At 46.3% G+C, this 18,653-nt stretch carries 15 protein-coding genes and 1 pseudogene; 8 read left to right on the forward strand and 8 right to left on the reverse strand.

What is annotated here, in order from left to right; all coding sequences use genetic code 11:
• Nucleotides 1–347: 347 nt before the first annotated feature.
• From ACYVK4_RS05010 to ACYVK4_RS05020, 3 genes are all read left to right on the forward strand, one after another.
• Nucleotides 348–974, forward strand: a complete 627-nt coding sequence (locus ACYVK4_RS05010) for a carbonic anhydrase (protein ID WP_461126378.1) — start codon at nt 348–350, stop codon at nt 972–974.
• Between the two features lie 166 nt (nt 975–1,140).
• The gene (locus ACYVK4_RS05015) at nt 1,141–1,605 is read left to right on the forward strand and encodes a hypothetical protein (RefSeq protein ID WP_461126379.1); all 465 of its coding nucleotides are present in this window, start codon (nt 1,141–1,143) and stop codon (nt 1,603–1,605) included.
• Nucleotides 1,606–2,094: 489 nt separating this feature from the next.
• Entirely contained in the window at nt 2,095–2,994 is a 900-nt protein-coding gene (locus ACYVK4_RS05020; RefSeq protein WP_461126380.1) for a bestrophin family protein, read from the forward strand.
• Between the two features lie 188 nt (nt 2,995–3,182).
• On the opposite strand, the gene ACYVK4_RS05025 is transcribed toward ACYVK4_RS05020, so the two are convergent.
• The 6 genes and pseudogenes from ACYVK4_RS05025 to ACYVK4_RS05050 form a co-directional block, all read right to left on the reverse strand.
• Nucleotides 3,183–3,341 (reverse strand): hypothetical protein, encoded by a 159-nt coding sequence (locus ACYVK4_RS05025; RefSeq protein ID WP_461126381.1) that lies wholly within the window; start codon nt 3,339–3,341, stop codon nt 3,183–3,185.
• Nucleotides 3,338–3,715, reverse strand: a pseudogene (locus tag ACYVK4_RS05030) (recombinase family protein). Before ACYVK4_RS05030 ends, ACYVK4_RS05025 begins: the two are co-directional and overlap by 4 nt.
• A gap of 802 nt (nt 3,716–4,517) precedes the next feature.
• Nucleotides 4,518–4,895 carry a photoactive yellow protein gene (locus ACYVK4_RS05035; protein WP_461126382.1) on the reverse strand — a complete coding sequence of 126 codons (378 nt, stop codon included), beginning with the start codon at nt 4,893–4,895 and terminating at the stop codon, nt 4,518–4,520.
• Nucleotides 4,896–4,929: 34 nt separating this feature from the next.
• Nucleotides 4,930–8,115, reverse strand: a complete 3,186-nt coding sequence (locus tag ACYVK4_RS05040) for a PAS domain-containing sensor histidine kinase (protein WP_461126383.1) — start codon at nt 8,113–8,115, stop codon at nt 4,930–4,932.
• 54 nt (nt 8,116–8,169) lie between these two features.
• Complete coding sequence (locus ACYVK4_RS05045) at nt 8,170–8,616, reverse strand: response regulator (RefSeq protein ID WP_461126384.1); 447 nt, start codon at nt 8,614–8,616, stop codon at nt 8,170–8,172.
• Nucleotides 8,613–10,856: an ATP-binding protein gene (locus tag ACYVK4_RS05050; protein ID WP_461126385.1), complete on the reverse strand. Its 2,244-nt coding sequence runs from the start codon at nt 10,854–10,856 to the stop codon at nt 8,613–8,615. The genes ACYVK4_RS05045 and ACYVK4_RS05050 overlap by 4 nt, the downstream gene beginning before the upstream one ends.
• Before the next feature lie 385 nt (nt 10,857–11,241).
• On the opposite strand from ACYVK4_RS05050, the gene ACYVK4_RS05055 reads away from it, so the two are divergent.
• The 4 genes from ACYVK4_RS05055 (at nt 11,242) to ACYVK4_RS05070 (ending at nt 15,173) form a co-directional block, all read left to right on the forward strand.
• A complete protein-coding gene (locus tag ACYVK4_RS05055) occupies nt 11,242–11,658 on the forward strand; it encodes a response regulator (RefSeq protein ID WP_461126386.1) in 417 nt (138 codons plus the stop codon).
• Nucleotides 11,659–12,136: 478 nt separating this feature from the next.
• Complete coding sequence (locus ACYVK4_RS05060; RefSeq protein ID WP_461126387.1) at nt 12,137–13,102, forward strand: ligand-binding sensor domain-containing protein; 966 nt, start codon at nt 12,137–12,139, stop codon at nt 13,100–13,102.
• Between the two features lie 279 nt (nt 13,103–13,381).
• Complete coding sequence (locus tag ACYVK4_RS05065) at nt 13,382–14,188, forward strand: SDR family oxidoreductase (protein ID WP_461126388.1); 807 nt, start codon at nt 13,382–13,384, stop codon at nt 14,186–14,188.
• Between the two features lie 64 nt (nt 14,189–14,252).
• Nucleotides 14,253–15,173, forward strand: coding sequence for a helix-turn-helix domain-containing protein (locus tag ACYVK4_RS05070; protein WP_461126389.1), 921 nt, complete (start codon nt 14,253–14,255; stop codon nt 15,171–15,173).
• 119 nt (nt 15,174–15,292) lie between these two features.
• On the opposite strand, the gene ACYVK4_RS05075 is transcribed toward ACYVK4_RS05070, so the two are convergent.
• The gene (locus tag ACYVK4_RS05075) at nt 15,293–15,658 is read right to left on the reverse strand and encodes a nuclear transport factor 2 family protein (RefSeq protein WP_461126390.1); all 366 of its coding nucleotides are present in this window, start codon (nt 15,656–15,658) and stop codon (nt 15,293–15,295) included.
• A 353-nt stretch (nt 15,659–16,011) separates the two neighbouring features.
• Here ACYVK4_RS05075 and ACYVK4_RS05080 point away from each other — a divergent pair, with 353 nt between their 5' ends.
• Nucleotides 16,012–16,449, forward strand: coding sequence for a hypothetical protein (locus ACYVK4_RS05080; protein WP_461126391.1), 438 nt, complete (start codon nt 16,012–16,014; stop codon nt 16,447–16,449).
• A 155-nt stretch (nt 16,450–16,604) separates the two neighbouring features.
• Here the strand turns inward: ACYVK4_RS05080 and ACYVK4_RS05085 are convergent, their stop codons facing one another.
• On the reverse strand, nt 16,605–17,777 hold the full coding sequence (locus tag ACYVK4_RS05085; protein WP_461126392.1) for an aspartyl protease family protein: 1,173 nt from the start codon (nt 17,775–17,777) through the stop codon (nt 16,605–16,607).
• Nucleotides 17,778–18,653: the final 876 nt, after the last annotated feature.

Genomic DNA, 18,653 nt, shown 5'->3' on the forward strand with positions numbered 1-18,653 from the left:
CAGCTAATCTCTTGGTCAAGAGTAACAGCAACGTCGCGGATCCGGAAATGTTGAACACCTACCGGTTCGGTGAAGACTTCTTCGGTTTATTCTTGTCAGGCAATGCATCGTGCTTTGAGCAAACGAATGAATACGGGCCCTGGGCAACGATTGAACTAATTAGCTTGTGAACAGTAGTATCCGGGAAGGTGATCGTACGATTTAACCCTTGGCTCCTTTCGTCACGAGAATGCTTTCCCAAACCTTCTAACAAATTAACGCGTGCTCAGTGCCAACAGAAAAGCAGAAGCTTAGTTAGTGTAGATGACTGCTCTATACTCAACGTATTTTTAAACACTATACCAAAAATGGACATTGCTCAAATATTTAAAAACAATCAAGACTGGGTTCAGGAAAAACTAACTGTAGTGCCCAATTACTTCAGTGACCTTGCTAAAGGGCAAACGCCTGATATTCTGTACATCGGTTGCTCAGATAGTCGGGTAACAGCGGAAGAACTGATGGGTGTATCACCCGGTGAAGTGTTTGTACTTAGAAACATTGCCAATATGGTGCCCAACACGGATCTAAGTGTCATGTCCGTGATCAATTATGCTGTCCTACACCTTAAAGTAAACCACATAGTTGTTTGCGGTCATTACTATTGTGGTGGTGTCCAGGCAGCCATGAAATCAGAAGACATGGGCCTGTTAAATCCCTGGTTGAGAAACATTCGTGATGTGTACCGAATGCATAAAGAGGAATTAAGTACGATTGAGGACGAAGAAGCACGGTATAAACGATTGGTAGAGCTGAATGTGGAGGAGCAATGCATCAATGTGCTTAAAACGGCGGAAGTACAAGAAGCCCGGCGGGATCGGGATCTGACTGTCCACGGGTGGGTTTTCGATGTTCATTCTGGCCAATTAATCGATCTGAAAATTGACTTCATAAAACTATTAGAGAATATAAAGGAGATTTATCGTCTCGATTAAAAGCAGCAGGCGTAGTCCATCTTCGACCAGATAATCTCACACTACACTCAATTGCATAAGACTAATTGATATCCTACTCATGACTAGTCTGAGGGGTCATCCAGATCCGTCATGGGTAGGATATTGTCTGTGCGCACGTTATGATGAAACGAACAAAATAACATTTATGAGTAAAGAAAAACTGTATTCGATATGGCCTGAATGCTATAATGGAAAAGCAATACGAAATGAATCTGGGCAGGACGCCTATTTTCTAACGGCTCATAGCACCGTATTTGATTTATCAGACGGCAGTTACACTGATGCTTTCGCGCACTTTGTTACCCGCGAAATGATCGTTGAAATTACCATCGTCAACGATCCAACTTGCAGATTTGTAACCAATGTTATTTCTCAGGAAGAGCGGCATACGAGCGCAGAACACACCTTAAAAAAAGCTGAAAAAGTTGCTCTGTTAACTGCTAATAAACAGAAAATGCTTCTGTCTGAATTAAACATCTTTCGTCAAGCCTACGAATTGTCTGATCCGGAATTTATGAAAAGTAAAATCAAGCCAAAAAAGATCCGTCTCAGAGAGCTTATATACGACCAAACTAAGTCTAGTACCGAGTGGTTAAATCTTACACTTTGAGGATTTGCGCTTTAGAAAGTGTTTCGTATCAATTTCTTTTATCGGAATCGATCTGGCGGCTATTACCTGACGAAGGGATACTCAATACCAATGCCTGATGAGTAGGTTGATGGATCAAGGTGATACCATTCCCCGACGAGTCTGGACGTGGCTATCTAACCTACCCAAAGTATACCCGATTTACAACGACGAAACAAAGATGATGGGTATGCGCACAACCATTTTTGTAATCGCTCTGGATCTACTATTGCTAAATAATGCAACGCACAAATAGGATAGAAAAAGGATAAACAGGTTGGATCAGGAAGTCAGTTGGGGGTTTTCTCGCTACTTCTAGCGAATCATCCACCTCAGGGTAGCCCCTTTTGCCCCATTACCCCTCCCTGGTTCGTCTGCCAGGGGTATGCCGTAGCTTTATCAGTCATTAATCGATCGGTTCCGGATCGATCAACGGATTAACCAAGAAAATTCACTTACTCCTCAACGTTCATGCTGCTTGACAAGCCTATTCCACTTCTGTTTTTCATTCGCAACATTCGCCGAGAAGCGCTGCTAATCTTTCTGTTTGCCAATGGGGTCGTCTTTGTCAAACACGTCTTCGGCCTGCGGTATCTGACCATTCCCATCGCGATTCCGACACTGCTGGCTACCTGTATATCCCTACTCCTGGCCTTTCGAACCAATCAGTCCTATGACCGCTGGTGGGAAGCCCGTATCGTTTGGGGGGCGATCGTCAACGACAGTCGTAGTTTTATCCGGCAATTGCAAATGTTCCTGCTCAACCAACCCAATCAGCGTACCCTACTCCATTCGTTTGTGGAGCGTCAATGTGCCTGGTGTTTTGTGCTGGGGGACAGCCTGCGAGAACTAGACGTGAGTGAGCGGCTCCGGGCCTTTTTGCCAGCCGCTACGGCCGACCATATTCTGACGTTCGATAACAAACCCAACGCCTTATTGCTGGATCATGCTCTGGCCATCAGCCAGCTATATCAGGCGGGACAACTAACCGATTATCAGATGGTGCAGCTGAGCACGGTATTGACCAATCTGACTGATTCGATGGGCCGCTGCGAGCGGATCAAAAAAACGGTTTTCCCCCGTACGTATACCTTCAACATGCAGGTATTTATTTATCTGTTTGCCGCCATGTTACCGTTTTGTTTTGAGGACGATATTTACTTTTTAGATGTTCCTATAGTAACGCTCATTGCCTCGGCTTTTCTGCTGATTGAAAAGAGCGCGATCCAGTTACAAGACCCTTTCGAGAACAAACCCACCGATACACCGGTAACGACGATTGCCCGTAGTATTGAAGTAAACCTGAAAACGATGACGGATTATCCGGCTCCCCTGCCCTCTTCTCCGGCTGAGTCATACTATGTGTTATAACGTCCCTGTGGACGATCGACTTCCCTCGTAATCAACGGTCCAGAGTTGACTTTACTTTGTCTGGACCACTACTTTAGCCGTCTCTTTAAACGCCCACTTTATAAAGCAACATACTTCACTACTCAAACTTTATTAACATCTTTCCAAGCTAAATACCGATACACCGTTGCTCGGCTTATGTGAAACAGCTAACCAATCTCCAGAATTGTATGTGTCTTGAGAGCATATATGGATTTGACGGCCCGTGCCTTCGCTTGAGCTTCAGCAGTGAGTCCCTTGGGTCGTCCGCCTATTCGTCCCCTAGCACGGGCGGCCGCCAGACCCGCTTTGGTTCGTTCCCGGATCATATCTCGCCGGGTGGCCGACCGTCCGCGGCTGCGGTGCCATCGAACTCGGCCAGCGAGGCAAATAGATTGAATACTAAGCGGCCTTGCGCGGTAGTGGTATCGATAGCATCATTCAGACTGCGGAAGCCAATGCCTTTGGCTTGAAAGTCATTAACCAACATAAAAAGCTCTTTTAGCGATCTACCCAGCCGCCGGGTGGCCGACGGTCAGCCGCTGCTGTGCCATCCCGTTTCCAAACGATAATGGTGTCTCCTTCCCGAAGCGCCTATAATAACTTTTGAAGTTGCGGTCGTAGCGTAGCCGAAGAGACCTTGTGGTACGCCACCCCGGTCCTGAAAAATTTTTTGGCAACCTGTTTTTTTGAGGTCATCCAACTGAAGGGCGAAGTTCTGGTCTTGTGTCGAAACGCGTTCGTAACCAAATAGTATGGAAGTACCTCAAAAAAGGGTTGATTAATAGAGTCTGGTTTCGTGAAGATGCAACTAGTAGTTAGGCAGTTGCATCCTCACAAAGCCAGACTCGATCAATACACTTCAGACCTGGATTACAAAACTCACTAATCTCAGTGGAGAGCTTTTTTCGAGATTGTGATACTAATAATGATAATTATTCATTTAAGAAAATCATCAAGTGAAGCTGCGTTTGGTTACACCACCCTTATTTATTTTGGATTACCGAACGAGATACGATTGGAATGGATATCTTATTAGTAAACATGCTTAGATTATACACTGGGCCAGGAAATTTTTAACGCAAGTTTGCCATTTTCAATGTGTATTATCGCACTGTATATCCCCTCCCAACGCATGCAAGCGACTCTTCTTCTCAAACTACAGGCAAATGCGTTTCATGGAAGTAATTCTTCTGCTCATCCTGTGGCTCAGTTAACACGGAATTGATCCTGAACCGAATGCGCTAAAGCTCTTGGTCAAGAATGGTACCTGAGTCAGCGCAAAACTCGTAATTACCCGACTCAGGGAAGGTAGAAAACCAATTAGTGTATCCAGTAAATTATCGCCGGATAAACCCAGGTGAGCCACCATGGGCATCATCAGTTGAACTGCTTAAGGTTAAGTTGGCGAATTTTCCCCTGTCCATCGGTTTCAGCCCTGCTAAAGGGTGATTGCTGTAAGGGCATCCAGGCCCGTTGCCTATGTGCTGGCAGATTATGATCCATCAGGAAACGCTTTTCCGGTTAACCAGGAAATATTGATACTTACTTTGGGGCGACTTGAGCAGCCGCAGACGAACCTTTGTGGGTTCGCTGACATACGTCAGGATATAGTCCAGTTCTTCATCGAGTTCGGGTTGCGCATACTTGGCGGCTACCATGCGGTTATTGGCACAGGGCGCAATTTGGGTGAAGTAGTATTTCCCCAGCGCGTACTCCGGCGTAATACCCGTAATGTGTGACTCCGATTTACAGTAGGTGACCACAATACCCTCCCGGTTCATTCGGACAACACCAAAAGGGGCCTCATCAAGTGCTTCGGGAGGTTGATCGTCCAGCCAGGTAAGCAAATCAGGGTCAGAAAAGGAAATGGGCTTACTCATGTTTTTTGAGGTATTTAAATGCGGGGCGTTGGGCCTATACCGTGTCCGTGTCTAAACGAGGCAGATATACACTAAACGTAGCTCCCTTCCCGGGGCTGCTGGTTGCCGTTAGGGCACCCTGGTGGTTTTCAGCGACCTTCTGGCAAATGGCCAGACCAATACCTGTTCCCGCATAGTCGTTTTTGCCATGCAGCCGCTGAAAGACCTGAAAAATGCGGTCCAGGTACTTTTCATCAAACCCGATCCCATTGTCAGTGATATTTATCTCATAGTACGTTGGAGGAATACCCGTTTCGGCAGAGGTAACGCCCAGGTTGGGTAGGGCAACCGACCGGGGCAGGTCGACCGAACGAAGAACCCGGCTACTTACTTTAATTTGAGGAGCCACCGTTGGCAGGCGGTATTTAATGGCATTTGACAGCAGGTTACCAAATAATTGACGCAGTTGCATGGGGTCCCCCTGAATGTCGGGAAGCTCCCCCCATTGAACCGTTGCCCCTGATTCCTGCACCATAACCGAAAGCTCTTCCAGTGCGTAGCGAAGCAAATCCGTTAATTTTATCGATTGTACCTCTAACTGGTGGGTGTTTAGCCTTGAATAGGCCAGCAAATGTTTAATGAGTTTCGACATTCGGTAGGCCGCCAGCTGCATCCGCTCAATTATATCCTGCCCTGCCTCATCCAGGATAGGCGCATAATTCGTTGCCAGTATACTGCCGAACGACTGAATTTTACGCAGGGGCTCCTGCAGATCATGGCTGGCAACGTAGGCAAACTTCTGCAGATTTTCGTTGCTCCGATGCAATTCGTGGTTGGTAAATTCCAGGGCCTGCTGCTGCTTCTTAAGCTCCGTTACATCCAAAAAGGTGAACAGTACATTCTCACTATGCTGGGTGAGCGACACCTGAAACCAGCCTTGAATACCGTCACTATAAAAAGGCATCAGCCACTCTTTTGACTGGCCCGTTTCGGCCGTCTCTTTTGCATACTCAAAAAACATCTGGCCCTGGTTACTGGGAAACAGGTTCCGTAGTCGCTTGCCCAGAAGTTCGTGGTTGGTTCGACCGGTTAATTTTCGCTGCGTCTCATTCACCATTTTGTAAACAAAATCAATGATCCGACCAGGTTGAACACCTTCAGACTCCTCAAATACAGGTTCGAACAAAACGATACCCGATGGTTGATTGTCCATTATCAACTGCAGGAGATCAGCCTGCTTTTTTTGACTTACTTGTACCTGATGGGCTTCGGTCACATCTATATATGTCATTAACACCGAATCAGCTACGCCCGCATCAGCGAACGGCTCATCAGCGGAAGTAAGATTACCGATCCGGGTAAATTGCGCATCTAACCACCCATCAGCCGACGGAGTATACTTGGTAAAAATCATGTGCTGAGCGCGCCCCGTTGCCAGCGTTTCCCGCAATATGGCTTCGAGCTGCGTGCCACGAAAGTGCGGAAATAGCGTAAACAGGTTTTGCCCCACCAGCGAATCGGTCGGATGTCCGGTCACCAGCGTATTCATGAGGTTGCTCATGCGGTAACGGAAGTCGACAATATTCCGCTCGGGAGTCGTATCCCGAACAGCCTCCCACAGCACCAGGCCAGCGGGCGTGTTGTTGGTGATTGTTTTGAGCAGCCGTGCCTGTTGCTCAAACCGTTGTTCAATCTGTTTTTGAGCCGTCTTGTCCTGAATCGTCAGCACCAGTCCGTCACCGTGCTTAACGGCAGACATGTCGTACCAGCCGGGACCTTTCCCGAAATCAAAGGTCAGTTCCAATCGAAATGGCCGGCCCGTCGTCACGACGTCGACAAATTGGGTTAATTGACCATTGTCCTGCACACTGGGGAAAATTTCGAGCAGTTGATGACCCACCAGTTGCTCCGAGGATCGACTGACAAGCTCACGATAGATCTTATTTTGCAGCGAGAAGGCAAAATCAACGATTTTGCCCGTAGAATCGCGCTTTGCGTCCATAGCCACAATCGCATGCTGCGATCCGTTTAATACGGAGTTTACTAACTCGGCTTGTTGATGGTAATCAAGTTGGGCATGTTTCGTTTCCGAAATATCCGTCATGGCCAGCATGATCCGGTCACCTTGCGGGCTTATCGAACAGGTATACCAGCCAGGTTTTTTGTTAATAACAAACGGCAAGTCAAAGGACTCCATTTGCTGCTCTTCCAGGGCGACAACGCACCTGGATAATAATCCTGATACATTTGCATCCTGGATAACCCTCGACAGCCGATGACCCGCTAAGGCTGTCGTTGGCCTGACGAGAAGGTCGCCCATTACCTTGTTGAGCCGGGTAATTTGAAAATCGACAACTCCGTTGTTCTCCCCATTTCTCACGGCTACCAATACGGCAATCCCCATGGGTACATGGTTGATCAGTTCATCTAATTCGAATGCTTGCTGCCGGGACGATTCTTCTAAATTTTTGAACTTGGTTACATCCGTATACGTAACCATCACGCCTAACGGCACGGGTACGATGTCTACTCTCCGCCATGTTTTGTCTTCGGCAAAGTAATGCTCAATGGTTAAAGGAATTCCTTGTTCGCACACCTGCACGTACTTTTCGAATAGCCCGTTCATGTGTGTCCCGGGATAAATCTGCCAAAGTGTCTTTGTTAACAGCGTTTCCCGTTGGTTGCTGCCGTCAGGCATCATGTCCAGCCCGGCTTTGTTCACTATCGCGAACGCAAAATCCTCAATTTCTTGCTGCTCACCTCGGATCGCTTCAAAGACGATGATGGCGCTGGGTGAGGCATCGAAGGTTTGCTGAAGCACCATAGCCATCCGGGCGGTATGGGCATCGGCTTTGTACTGACTAATATCCGTGTACGAGACGACCACACTGCCTTTGCCTAAGGCTACTGCGGACACATCGCACCAGGCAGGAACAGCGAGGCCGGGGCGGGTGTACGTAAATTCAAAGCGAGCTGCTTGACCTGTTTCAATGACATCCAGGTATCGTTTATCCAAACCAGTGCCTACCAAGTGCGGGTAAAGGCGATCAAACGTAAGGCCTAACAATTCCGTTGCGGGCCGTCCAAAACCATGCTCAGCCGTACCGTTAAGCATGGTTAACCGTAAATTCGTTGCTTGCCCGTCTGCGTTTAGCACCGCCTGATAGACCATAACAGCGTTTTGGGAAGCGCTTAGGACAGACTGTAAGACAATGGGAGCTGATTGGTCAGTAAGTGACATAGGCTTTAGTAAGTAAGAAAAACCAAAACCGGGTTTGATTAGTACTCGCGAACATCAGGGTTTGTATGTTCGACTTTGTACGAGCCAAAAGTCAATCGCTTTTCCCAACATGTCGATTACTTGATGATAACTTTCCGGCTTAATCAGGTAGGCATTGGCTCCCAGGTCATAGGCCCGGCGCAGGTCTTTCGGATTAGCCGAGGAACTGTATACGACAAGAGGCAGGTAGCGCGTCCGGCTAGTGGCCCGTACCTGCTGGATCACTTCAAAGCCACTACTGCCCGGCAATTTAAGGTCGATGAGTACCAGGTCCGGTAAAGCGGGACTACTCCCCTGGTATTTTCCCTGTTCCAGCAGGAAGTCAATGGCCTCACTGCCCGTATTTAAGACAGAATACGTAAGAGGTGGTTCCATTCGGCTCATAACTCGCTCGAATATATCCACTTCATCCGGGTTATCTTCGATGTAGAGTATGTTGATCTTGGTAGTCGGCATCGTCATTGGGAGACAGGTTTAGGAAATGAGATGAAGAACGTGGTCAATTGCCGGGGAACACTTTCGAACCACACTTTCCCCTTATGCCGGTTCATAATCCGTTTCACAATGGCTAACCCGACGCCGTAACCCTCATAACTGGCTGCCGAGTCAAGCCGCTGGAAAAGTTCAAACACTTTGCCGGCCTGTTTCATGTCAATACCAATGCCATTATCCCTGACCGCGTAGACAATTTCGTGTTCCCGCTCACTCCCCTCAATGGTTACTTTAGCCAGGGGCGTGTTGCGGCTGTATTTGACGGCGTTAGCCAGTAAATTGCTAAACACCTGGATAACCATTGTTTCGTCGCCATCCAGATCGGGTGTTTCACCCAGTTGAATGGTGAGGTTTCTGTTGGCTTCAAGGACCAAAAAATCCTCCCGCATTTGTTCGAGCAGTAATCGCATCGGCAGCTGTTTGATCACTAATCCCAAACTTCCGACCTGCGAATACTGCATAATATTCCGGATGAGCATGCTCATGCGTCCTGTAGCCTTACCAATTTTGTTAAAAATCGCGAGCGCCTGTTGATCCATGTGTCCGCCATACTCTTCCAGATAAATTTCCGTGTAGCGCCTGATGGAGGCTAACGGAGAACGCAGTTCGTGCGAAACCGTATAACTGAAGGCCTCCAGTTCTTCGTTGGAAAACCGCAATAATTCATTAAGCGTACGGATCTGGTTTGCTTTCTGGGCAACCAGTTGTAAAAGGTCTTCGCGTAGCTTAAAGGCCACCGATATCTCCATTTGTAACCAAGGTTGTGCTTTGTTGCGGACCAACTGTGTCCACTTATCAAAGCTCCTGCGGGGACTGAGTTGCGGGTCTCCGTCCGAATTTGTCTCAACGGGTTTATCCGGATTGCCGCCCCAGGCCACTTCCTGTATCTGTTCAGGTTTAAACCAGATTAAATACTCGTTCATCTGCCGCGAAAGGACCAGCCATAACAATCCGGATGCTAGTTGACGATAAGACTCGGCTGGGGCGAATAAATTTGGCAGCTGGTCCGTTTGAAAAAAACTTTCCGTTGTCATGTTTTTGAGCCATTCGACCAAATCCATTATTTCTTCGGCTGTCGGGGTTTCGCCCAGCACGTGCAATTGCCCATCAAACAACAGAGCGGCTCCGGTAGCCGTATTGAGGTCCAGCGCCGTAATCGGGTGTTTTGTCAAGCCCTGTACGACGTCCCAATCGGTCAGCATTTGCTGGTTAATCGTTTGCTCATAGGCCAGTAATTTCTCCGAAAAAGTAGCTTCTTCGTCTTCTTTTCGAATTTCCAGGACGGTTGATAGCAATTGACTAATTAGCTTGAGCGATTGCCGGTCGGAATAACCAATATAACGGGGGCCACTATAATGGTGGCAGGCAATGAGTCCCCAAAGTTCACCCCGGTTGAGGAGCGAAATGCTCAGACTGGCCCGAACGCCCATGTTTTTAAGATATTCCACATGGATAGGCGACACAGCTCGCAGATTGGTATGGGTGAGATCAAGTGGTCGATTATAGTTGCTATAATTGAGGGGTAGAATCGGTATTCGTTCCTGATGGACATCGCTAATGCCCCGCACCAGATTGATCTTGTAAAGTTCTCGTGCCTGTTTGGGTATATCCGATGCCGGGTAGTGCAGGCCTAAAAAGGGTTCCAGCGCTTCTTCTTTGGCTTCGGCAACTACCTCGCCGTGCCAGTCCTCGCCAAAACGGTAGATCATCACCCGGTCAAACCCAGTAATTTGCTTTACTTTTTGGGTAAGCCTCTCCAGCAGTTGAGACAGGGAGGAACTCCGTTGAACATCGATCATGGCTTGCGTCAGTAGCATGGGCAATGGCAACGAAAATTCGTTCACGTAAGCGCTGGCCGGCTCCAGTTCAACCACTAAGGCCCCGTCATGCTGATGCAACAGGATGAACCAGTTCCGGTCGTTGAATTTTACGGGATAGGGATTATAGGTCTCTGGATTGCCACTGCGGATAGCCACCAGTAACAGCTCATGAAGCCAGCCGCCTGCTAGTTCACCCAGTTGAATTTGCGTAATGGGCTGGCCAATAAGATCAGCTAAGGAACAATTAGCCACCTGTTGCATATTTTCACTGGCCTGCCAGATAATCAGTGTAACTGGATCAAGCGCCAGTAAATACCCGTTGGCCTGAATATAGCCGGGCCATTGAATGGGTTCTCTATCGCAGTTGGTTAGGTCGAGAGGTGATTGCATTGGATTAGTTTACACAAGGCGGCTAACAAAGGTCAATGCAGGGGCGTCAGGACGATTGCCGATTTAAGGCCATGACACAAAGAAATTTTCTGTATAAATTTCCTGGAACAAATGTAGGAAAATACTTAGTGCTCTCTCGACATTTGCCTTACGCCATGTAGCCTTTTACTAAGTTAATCAATATTATTTATTAGTCTAATTATGGTTTTAGTTTGCAGATCTTTAATTTATCAAGAATTGAAATGCTTTGCCTTATTTATAAATAATTGACGTTATGTAGATTAATAAGTCAGTCCTGGGCATGCCTGTAGTTTTAAAATTTATTAAGTAATTTTACTAGAATCTACAGGAATTGATAAATTAACTGAGCTCATCCCAGCTAGATTTGTTTGTTTTTCAGCCGGTCATTTCCGTGAAGGAAAATCCGTTAAAAACCATCTGGTTAGTGGATAACGATGAGGAAGATCATTCCATTCTTGAGCATGCCTTTCAACAGACTTACCCGCAGATTCCCCCTCGATCTATATTTTATGGGGATGAACTGCTGCCTGCTCTACTGGCTACGATCAAGCTGCCCGCTCTGATTATCCTGGACTGGAATATGATTCGGTTAGAGGGACTGGAAACGCCGGCCGCTTTCCAGCGGGCCGTTCTATTTGATAGCATACCCCTGGTGTTATTGACTACCTTCGATCAGGGTCCGGCCACCCGACTGGGGGCCCGAGGCTACCACGTCAGACCCTTCATTCACCAGCACCTGATCGAACTGACCCACCAGTTAGCCCGTCAGTGGCTAGTTTAACGAACCTTTTATCCTGACGGAAGAACAAGGGGCTATACAAGAGCTTTACGAAGAGAAGAATTGGCCTGTCAACACGCCTTCAGGTCTTTAAGCGTAGTCCTGCCCATCACGTGACAGATCGTCGAACGTCATGCGGGAGAGCTGACCGGGGAGAGCCAAGAAGCAAAAGTCACCTGCAGGCTCCCAGGTCGGTTAGCAGTCGGCTCCGTAGGGACATGCTGCTACCTTTGTTTCTTTTCATTAAACCCGATCTATATCCAACATGATCCATTTAAAGCAGCGTTTTTGCAAGACCGTTGTATAGGTAATATCAATGCCCTCCTGCTTAGAGTCAAAAATTCACAGCCGTCTGTAAAAGCGACTTTTACGTTTCGTTAACATTCTTTTACTAGCTCTCTTACACATATCAGCACAAAGACTAGTAGGTTTGCGGCCCACCGCTGTGGTTGAAAGCGATTAGTACTAAAAAGAAGAAACAATGAAATCCGCACTCATCTATACCTTGTTGGGAATGGCTGTTTTTTACACCTCCTGTGGACAAAACCTAACAAACGTATCAAACGATCGTATCAAGTCTGAGACCACAGACACACCCACTTCAACCATTTGGGATATCAAGCAAGATAGAAAGGGGAATATCTGGTTTGCAGCGAGCGATGGTGTTTTTCGATACGATGGAATATCGTTCACCAAAATCACAGGTAAACTGATCTCAGAGCCGTTTTTTTCTATTTTAGAAGATCGAAAAGGAAATTTTTGGTTTGGTACGTATGGCTCAGGTGTTTTTTATTACGATGGAAAATCCTTCCAACATTTTACAACCAGAGAGGGACTTGTCCATAATTCGGTTATGCCTATTTATGAAGATAAAGCCGGCATTATTTGGCTTGGCACTGGAGGTGGAGTAAGCCGCTATGATGGTAAATCATTTCAAAATTTCACAATTTCGGATGGACTGACCAATCCTGATGTTCACGCTATTGTTGAAGACAAAACAGGCAAAATTTGGTTTGGGACACGGGGTGCTATCTCCATTTATGATGGAAAAACAGTTACCACGCTCACCGAAAAAGACGGCAAAACGTTCAGGAACGTATGGTCTATGATTAAAGACAAAAAAGGCAATATCTGGTTCGGTGCCGATGGTCTTTGGCGCTATGACGGCAGTGCCTTTACCCAAATCGATCAGACGGGTGCTGGTGTTATAATCGAAGATAAAAAGGGAAACGTTTTGACGAGTATAGGTGGGCCTATTTTCCGTTATGATGAACAGTCATTATCTGCTAAAAAACCATCTTTAACCGTCATAAAGACAAAATATGAAGGGCGTAGGAATCTGCCTTTTGGGATGTTATGGGCTACTGATGGCAGTATTTGGCTTGGATCTGACCGTTACCGGTATGATGGAAAGACCCTTACGGACTTTAAAAAGGGTCAGAAATAATGTATATAGCTGTTTCTCAAATCGCCCATTTAGACTGACATCAGATGTCTCACCTGGGAGCGTTAGTTGAGAATGGGCTTTTAATGAGTGGGAGCATAAAAAAGCCGCGTGACCTGACTGAGTGGGGAATAGAACATCGCAAAAAATAATTGGGAACTAGTTCTTTACCTTACTAGACAAGTAAGGTCTTTACCATTTTGACTACAAGATTCACCACTTTCACTACAGCCGGTCAGCGGTAGCGCCGGAGCTTTGTCACTCGAAAATACACGAGAAAAAATGACAAAGACTATTTTTATTACGGGCGCTTCGGCTGGCATAGGTAAGGCAACGGCAAAACTGTTTGCCGCCAAAGGCTGGCATGTGATTGCGACCATGCGTAAACCAGAAAACGAAAGAGAACTTAATGGGTTGGCCAATGTCACGCTGCTCCCATTGGACGTAACGGATAGGGAACAGATTAAAGAAACGGTACAGAAGGCGCTGGCGCTGGGATCTATCGATGTAGTGTTTAATAATGCCGGCTATGCGTTGCTGGGTGCATTAGAGGCCATTAGCGATGAAGAGATCATTCGGCAGATGGAAACTAATTTCCTGGGCGTCGTTCGGGTGACGCAGGCCTTTATTCCTTACTTCCGGGAGCAGAAAGCCGGCTTATTTATCACCACTGGGTCTTCGGCCGGTTTGATGGGTTTTCCCGTCAGCTCCATGTACGACGCCAGCAAATGGGCGCTGGAGGGCTGGAGCGAAAGTCTGTCGTTTGAGTTGAACGAGTTCGGCATTGGCATTAAGACCATCGAGCCTGGCCTGGTGGCTACTGAATTAGCCGATAGAGCCATTTTTGCCGCTCACCCGGCCTACGAAGCCATAATGAATCGATTTACGGCTATGCTGACGCCCGATAAGGCGGTGTCTACGGCCGATCAAATTGCCCAAGTGGTGTATGGAGCGGCTACGGATGGCACCAATACCCTACGCTATGTATGTGGCGACGATGCAAAAGCCTGGTATGCCCAGCGCCTTGCCGTAGGTGATGAGGCTTTCAGAGAAGGGTTGAAGCAAATGCTTGCCCAAGCAAACGTATAATTTCAGGAATTGCTTTGCCGGTACATCGTGTTAACACGATGTACCGGCATTTATTAAGAAAACCATGAAAGGGGAACCGAAACAAAAACCACGTATTTATCAGTCTATTACCGACATGCAACGGGCTTTTGGTTTACCGAAACCGCTGCATCCGTTAATCAGCCTGCTGGACCAAAGCAACGTACAGATCACCACTGAGATGCTGGCACCTACCTTTGTCATGGGGTTTTACAACATTACCTACAACGAATCGGCGGGTTGCAAAATGCGATACGGGCAAACTACCTACGATTTTGATGAAGGCGGTATGTTTTTTTCATCGCCCGGGCAGCCGTTAACGGGTCTGCAAACGGGTGATTCGATGTCTGGTTTTACTCTGTTGATACATCCCGATTTCCTGCGGAATTATCCATTGGATACCCGGATCAAAAACTATGGTTTTTTCTCTTATTCAGTAACCGAATCGCTCCATCTATCGGATAAAGAAAAGGTGATTATCGCTGCTATCGGGAAAATCATCGGCGATGAACTGGAAACAGCCATTGATGATATCAGTCAGGATGTATTGATATCGCAATTGGAGTTATTGCTGAATTATAGTCAGCGGTTTTACAAGCGCCAGTTCATTACCCGTAAGTCCATCAATAATGCCTTACTGTCGAAGTTAGACCTATTGCTGCACACCTATTTCACGGATGGAATGGCCTTGCTGAAGGGATTGCCAACGGTTCAATTTCTCGCGGAGGAATTAGGTGTTTCGTCCAGATACTTAAGCGACATGTTGCGGTCATTGACCGGGCAAAACACGCAGCAATATATTCACTATAAACTCATCGAGAAAGCCAAGGAAGTGCTGACCATCAGCAACCTGACCGTAGGCGAAGTCGCTTACCAACTTGGTTTTGAACATCCGCAATCGTTCAGCAAATTCTTTAAATCAAAAACGAATTTGTCTCCACTGGAATTTCGGCAGTCGTTTAATTGATAGCGTTTGCACCTGATCGAATTTGCCAGCCATTGACATGCATTTTACTCCATATCACGTATCACCTAGCGGGGAGTTATTCAGTTTTTGATGTCGAACAAGAAGCGAATTGGTCACTGTTAAGCTCGCGACTCAGCTTGGATCTCAATAACGAACGCCTTTAGTTCGACAATCTTACCCTCATGAAAGCGCCAAATATCGCAATACTCATACTGAGCCGCTTTCCCATCTTTGCCTTTCATGGTCAGGTAGCCCAGTACCGTCAAAAAATCACCCTCCGCTAGGAAGCGAATGACTGTATTCGTCGGTGGCTCCACATACTCGGTCACCATCCATTGGCGTACGGCTTCTTTTCCCTTAAGGGTTTTATCGCCCACAAACGTCCATTCGGTATCCTCGCTGCACAACGACAGGAATCCTTCATGATCACCCGCATCGATTGCCGCGTTGCCCGCTACTAAGATCGCTTTATTTTTTTCTTCCATGGAAATGTCTAAAAAGTAGCTGTTCCAGTCTCTATCAGTTAAAGATTGTCTGTATTCCAGCGGGGAGGTTCAAGGTATGTAAATTAGATAAACTGCCAAAAACCACCCCATTTAAGAAACCGTTTCATGAAAGCTACCTAGTCTCAGCTAAGAGCGATTAAAGAGAAGTTAGAAACTGCCCATCAACACATCAAGGAATCTTTACGGCCAAAAAACTGATTGAATTCCTACTTCAAAAGAAAGCAAAGAATTGTCGTCAAGATCATAGTCGCAGTTAATGAAGTCAATAGAGCTAATTCCAACCCTATTACCCCTTAGCGGATCAACACAAGCGAATCTGCCTTTGCGTTGTGATGAAAAACCAACTTACTTATCTACTTATTTTCCTGTTTGGCAGCCTTGGTTGCCATAAAGAATCCGTCGATACGCTAGTCGACGGCTGCGTTGGGGCGACGTTCTACTATCTGGATAATCAAAGCAGCCGTGCTCTGTGGATTCAGTTTGTGGGACCTATTTTGAATCAACAACTCGATTCAGCCACGGTGATTACTAGTCAGCAACGTGTCTTGATCGGGCAAGATGCCAGTTTTGGCTCTAACCCTCACCCAGCTGATACCTTTACCAGCTTTACCCTGTACACACTGGTAGCTGGCAAAAAAGAAGTGATTTATCGGCAAGATCCGGTGCAGACTGCGCTTTGGGTAAAACAGAAGCAAAATCCGGCCGATCCAGATTATGGGTGTCAACGGGTCGCTTATACGTTGACCATCACGAATTTACTACTCAAATAAGTAAAGGTAGGAATCCCGATCAACGTTTACTTTCTACAGGCATTGCTGCCTGATCATGTCAGAAAAAGTAAGGTAAACTCCTATTCGTCTCAATTGGGAGCGTTTTGTGCGAAACTACATACTGGCAATTAACGATACGTTTTGTCAAACCAAGCTTAGGTACCGCTTTTCTTTTGGTCGGCAAAATCGGTATGGTACAGTTTGTTGGGTTTGAGATAAACCACATTCTTTTGAAAATCTAAAACCGTATTAAACCGTTTTAGAATATCGTTGCCTAGGATATGGATGTTCAGTCCGTGCATCGGATTCGCGTGTTGCATGACTTGAACCGGGACATGTTCCAATGTAAAACTGCCAATTTTCAACAGTTCTAAATCAGACGTGACAACCGGAACTTCATTGCCACTAGCTCCATGCATGATAACTGTATTGAGCACCTTCATATCACGAGTAGGAAAGTGCGCTTCTTTCAATAAATCACTATCAAGCATAACTGTTCTGGTATAGCCTAAATCAAACAGAAACCAGTTTTTAGCTTTGGTTCCACGTTGCTGAAGTTCACTTTCTATAAACGGCTTATTGTCGATATAGCGCAGTTTAAAGGTCTGGTAATCCTTATCGTGTCGAATTTGCTTCGGCATTTTAGAATGGACAATCAGTTTATGATCGTCATAATTAAGCTCGACAATCATGCCGTCAAAGTTGTTCCATCCCAACAGTCCGTCCGTCTCGTGGCCGGCCATTTCGATGTCATGAACTTTACTTATATACAGTTTGCTACCGATTTGTAGGGTATAATCCGTATTGTATAGCGTTGGCCTGGCTCTAAATTTACGCTTCAACGCATCATTGGTAAGCGCTACATCGTTCGCCCCGGTATCAAAATTAAGGACAAGTGAATCCGTGCGGTCAAAGATGACCCTTAAAAAATTAGTGTTATACTTGTTGACAAAGTAGGGAATCGAATCATGAATTTCAGGCGAGAGCTTAGCTAAGTTCTTTGTTTTAATAGTCTGAATTTGTGTGACACAAGAATCTTTGTCATTGAGCAGCACAATAAACTCCCTCCTCTGTCCGGGTTTAATCGTAAAGATGAGTGAATCACTATCGGTTTTAAATGTCACCGTTGTCGGTTTGGCCAATTTACCAACCGTAAACACATCTCGTTTTACTTTCGGGTTGATGTGCCATCGATACACCGAATTAGATTGATTGTAGTTTACGTAAATAGTTGCTTGATTAGAATGTGCCTTGATAATTGGTGTTGCCTTTTGGGCAAAACAAACACAAGCGTTTAGGGCAAGAAGCAACGTCAAAATTGTCTTCATACAGGGAAGGATTTTTTAGTTGTCATCTACCAATTTCGGCTTATAGTCGGTAGGTCGTCTAAAAATAAGCGAATAGAAGTTATATATAGCTTACAAGTCCTATACTAGCCCTTCCCTTACGTAAGCCATTAACGAAGATTCTTTTATGATGACCATTTGCGGGGACATTTTATACGCCTGTGGGTTTCCCCGTCGCCAGTTATCCCCCTATTCGCTTGTGGCTGGATACTCGGATAGCTAGGATAACGTAATCAATAATCCGTGTCATTAAACGCCCAGTAGTGGAGGCATGGGTTTAATTTGGGAGCGCTTTGGTGAGACAATAATTTATTAAAAACCATTTGATGCTTCCGATGCGCTGAGGGCGGTTCCCCGACAGGACCCGCGACTGAATCAACCACCGCAGCTTACGTAGTTACATTTGGACTGGCCCTTATGAAACAATTCCCCGTGCTACTGATTCAAAGCGCTACTGAATAGCCGTTTTTTACGTATTTTTCAAATCAACTGGAGTATACCCGTTGAGCAGTAACCCTTTTTTTGACAAATCCTGACCATAACCTACTCTGATTTAACCGCATGTCCACTTCAACTCCTAAGCGCAGGTTTAGTCTAGATACGTACCTAAGTCTGCTGGCCCTGGTCTCGAGTTTCTGTGCCATCGGGATTACCTTTTACCAAGCCTATTTACAACGGGTTCAACAGTATGCCTCCGTAATGCCCATTTTAGATATATACCACACCAATCATCTTGACGATAATAGTCCAGGCTCAGCGATGAGCCTGGTCAATGTGGGCCTTGGCCCTGCTTTTATTGATAGTGTTCAGTATTATTACCAAGGCAAGCGCTATGCTACGATGAGTGCTGTCCTCAAA

The organism is Spirosoma aerophilum (assembly GCF_054782495.1).

Excerpts from the sequence above, each read along its gene's own strand:
- ACYVK4_RS05050 (WP_461126385.1), bottom strand. The coding sequence starts at position 10,856 with ATGCAATCACCTCTCGACCTAACCAACTGCGATAGAGAACCCATTCAA.
- ACYVK4_RS05040 (WP_461126383.1), bottom strand. The coding sequence starts at position 8,115 with ATGTCACTTACTGACCAATCAGCTCCCATTGTCTTACAGTCTGTCCTA.
- ACYVK4_RS05085 (WP_461126392.1), bottom strand. The coding sequence starts at position 17,777 with ATGAAGACAATTTTGACGTTGCTTCTTGCCCTAAACGCTTGTGTTTGT.
- ACYVK4_RS05075 (WP_461126390.1), bottom strand. The coding sequence starts at position 15,658 with ATGGAAGAAAAAAATAAAGCGATCTTAGTAGCGGGCAACGCGGCAATC.
- ACYVK4_RS05020 (WP_461126380.1), top strand. The coding sequence starts at position 2,095 with ATGCTGCTTGACAAGCCTATTCCACTTCTGTTTTTCATTCGCAACATT.
- ACYVK4_RS05015 (WP_461126379.1), top strand. The coding sequence starts at position 1,141 with ATGAGTAAAGAAAAACTGTATTCGATATGGCCTGAATGCTATAATGGA.
- ACYVK4_RS05045 (WP_461126384.1), bottom strand. The coding sequence starts at position 8,616 with ATGACGATGCCGACTACCAAGATCAACATACTCTACATCGAAGATAAC.
- ACYVK4_RS05060 (WP_461126387.1), top strand. The coding sequence starts at position 12,137 with ATGAAATCCGCACTCATCTATACCTTGTTGGGAATGGCTGTTTTTTAC.
- ACYVK4_RS05035 (WP_461126382.1), bottom strand. The coding sequence starts at position 4,895 with ATGAGTAAGCCCATTTCCTTTTCTGACCCTGATTTGCTTACCTGGCTG.
- ACYVK4_RS05025 (WP_461126381.1), bottom strand. The coding sequence starts at position 3,341 with ATGATCCGGGAACGAACCAAAGCGGGTCTGGCGGCCGCCCGTGCTAGG.
- ACYVK4_RS05080 (WP_461126391.1), top strand. The coding sequence starts at position 16,012 with ATGAAAAACCAACTTACTTATCTACTTATTTTCCTGTTTGGCAGCCTT.
- ACYVK4_RS05010 (WP_461126378.1), top strand. The coding sequence starts at position 348 with ATGGACATTGCTCAAATATTTAAAAACAATCAAGACTGGGTTCAGGAA.
- ACYVK4_RS05070 (WP_461126389.1), top strand. The coding sequence starts at position 14,253 with ATGAAAGGGGAACCGAAACAAAAACCACGTATTTATCAGTCTATTACC.
- ACYVK4_RS05065 (WP_461126388.1), top strand. The coding sequence starts at position 13,382 with ATGACAAAGACTATTTTTATTACGGGCGCTTCGGCTGGCATAGGTAAG.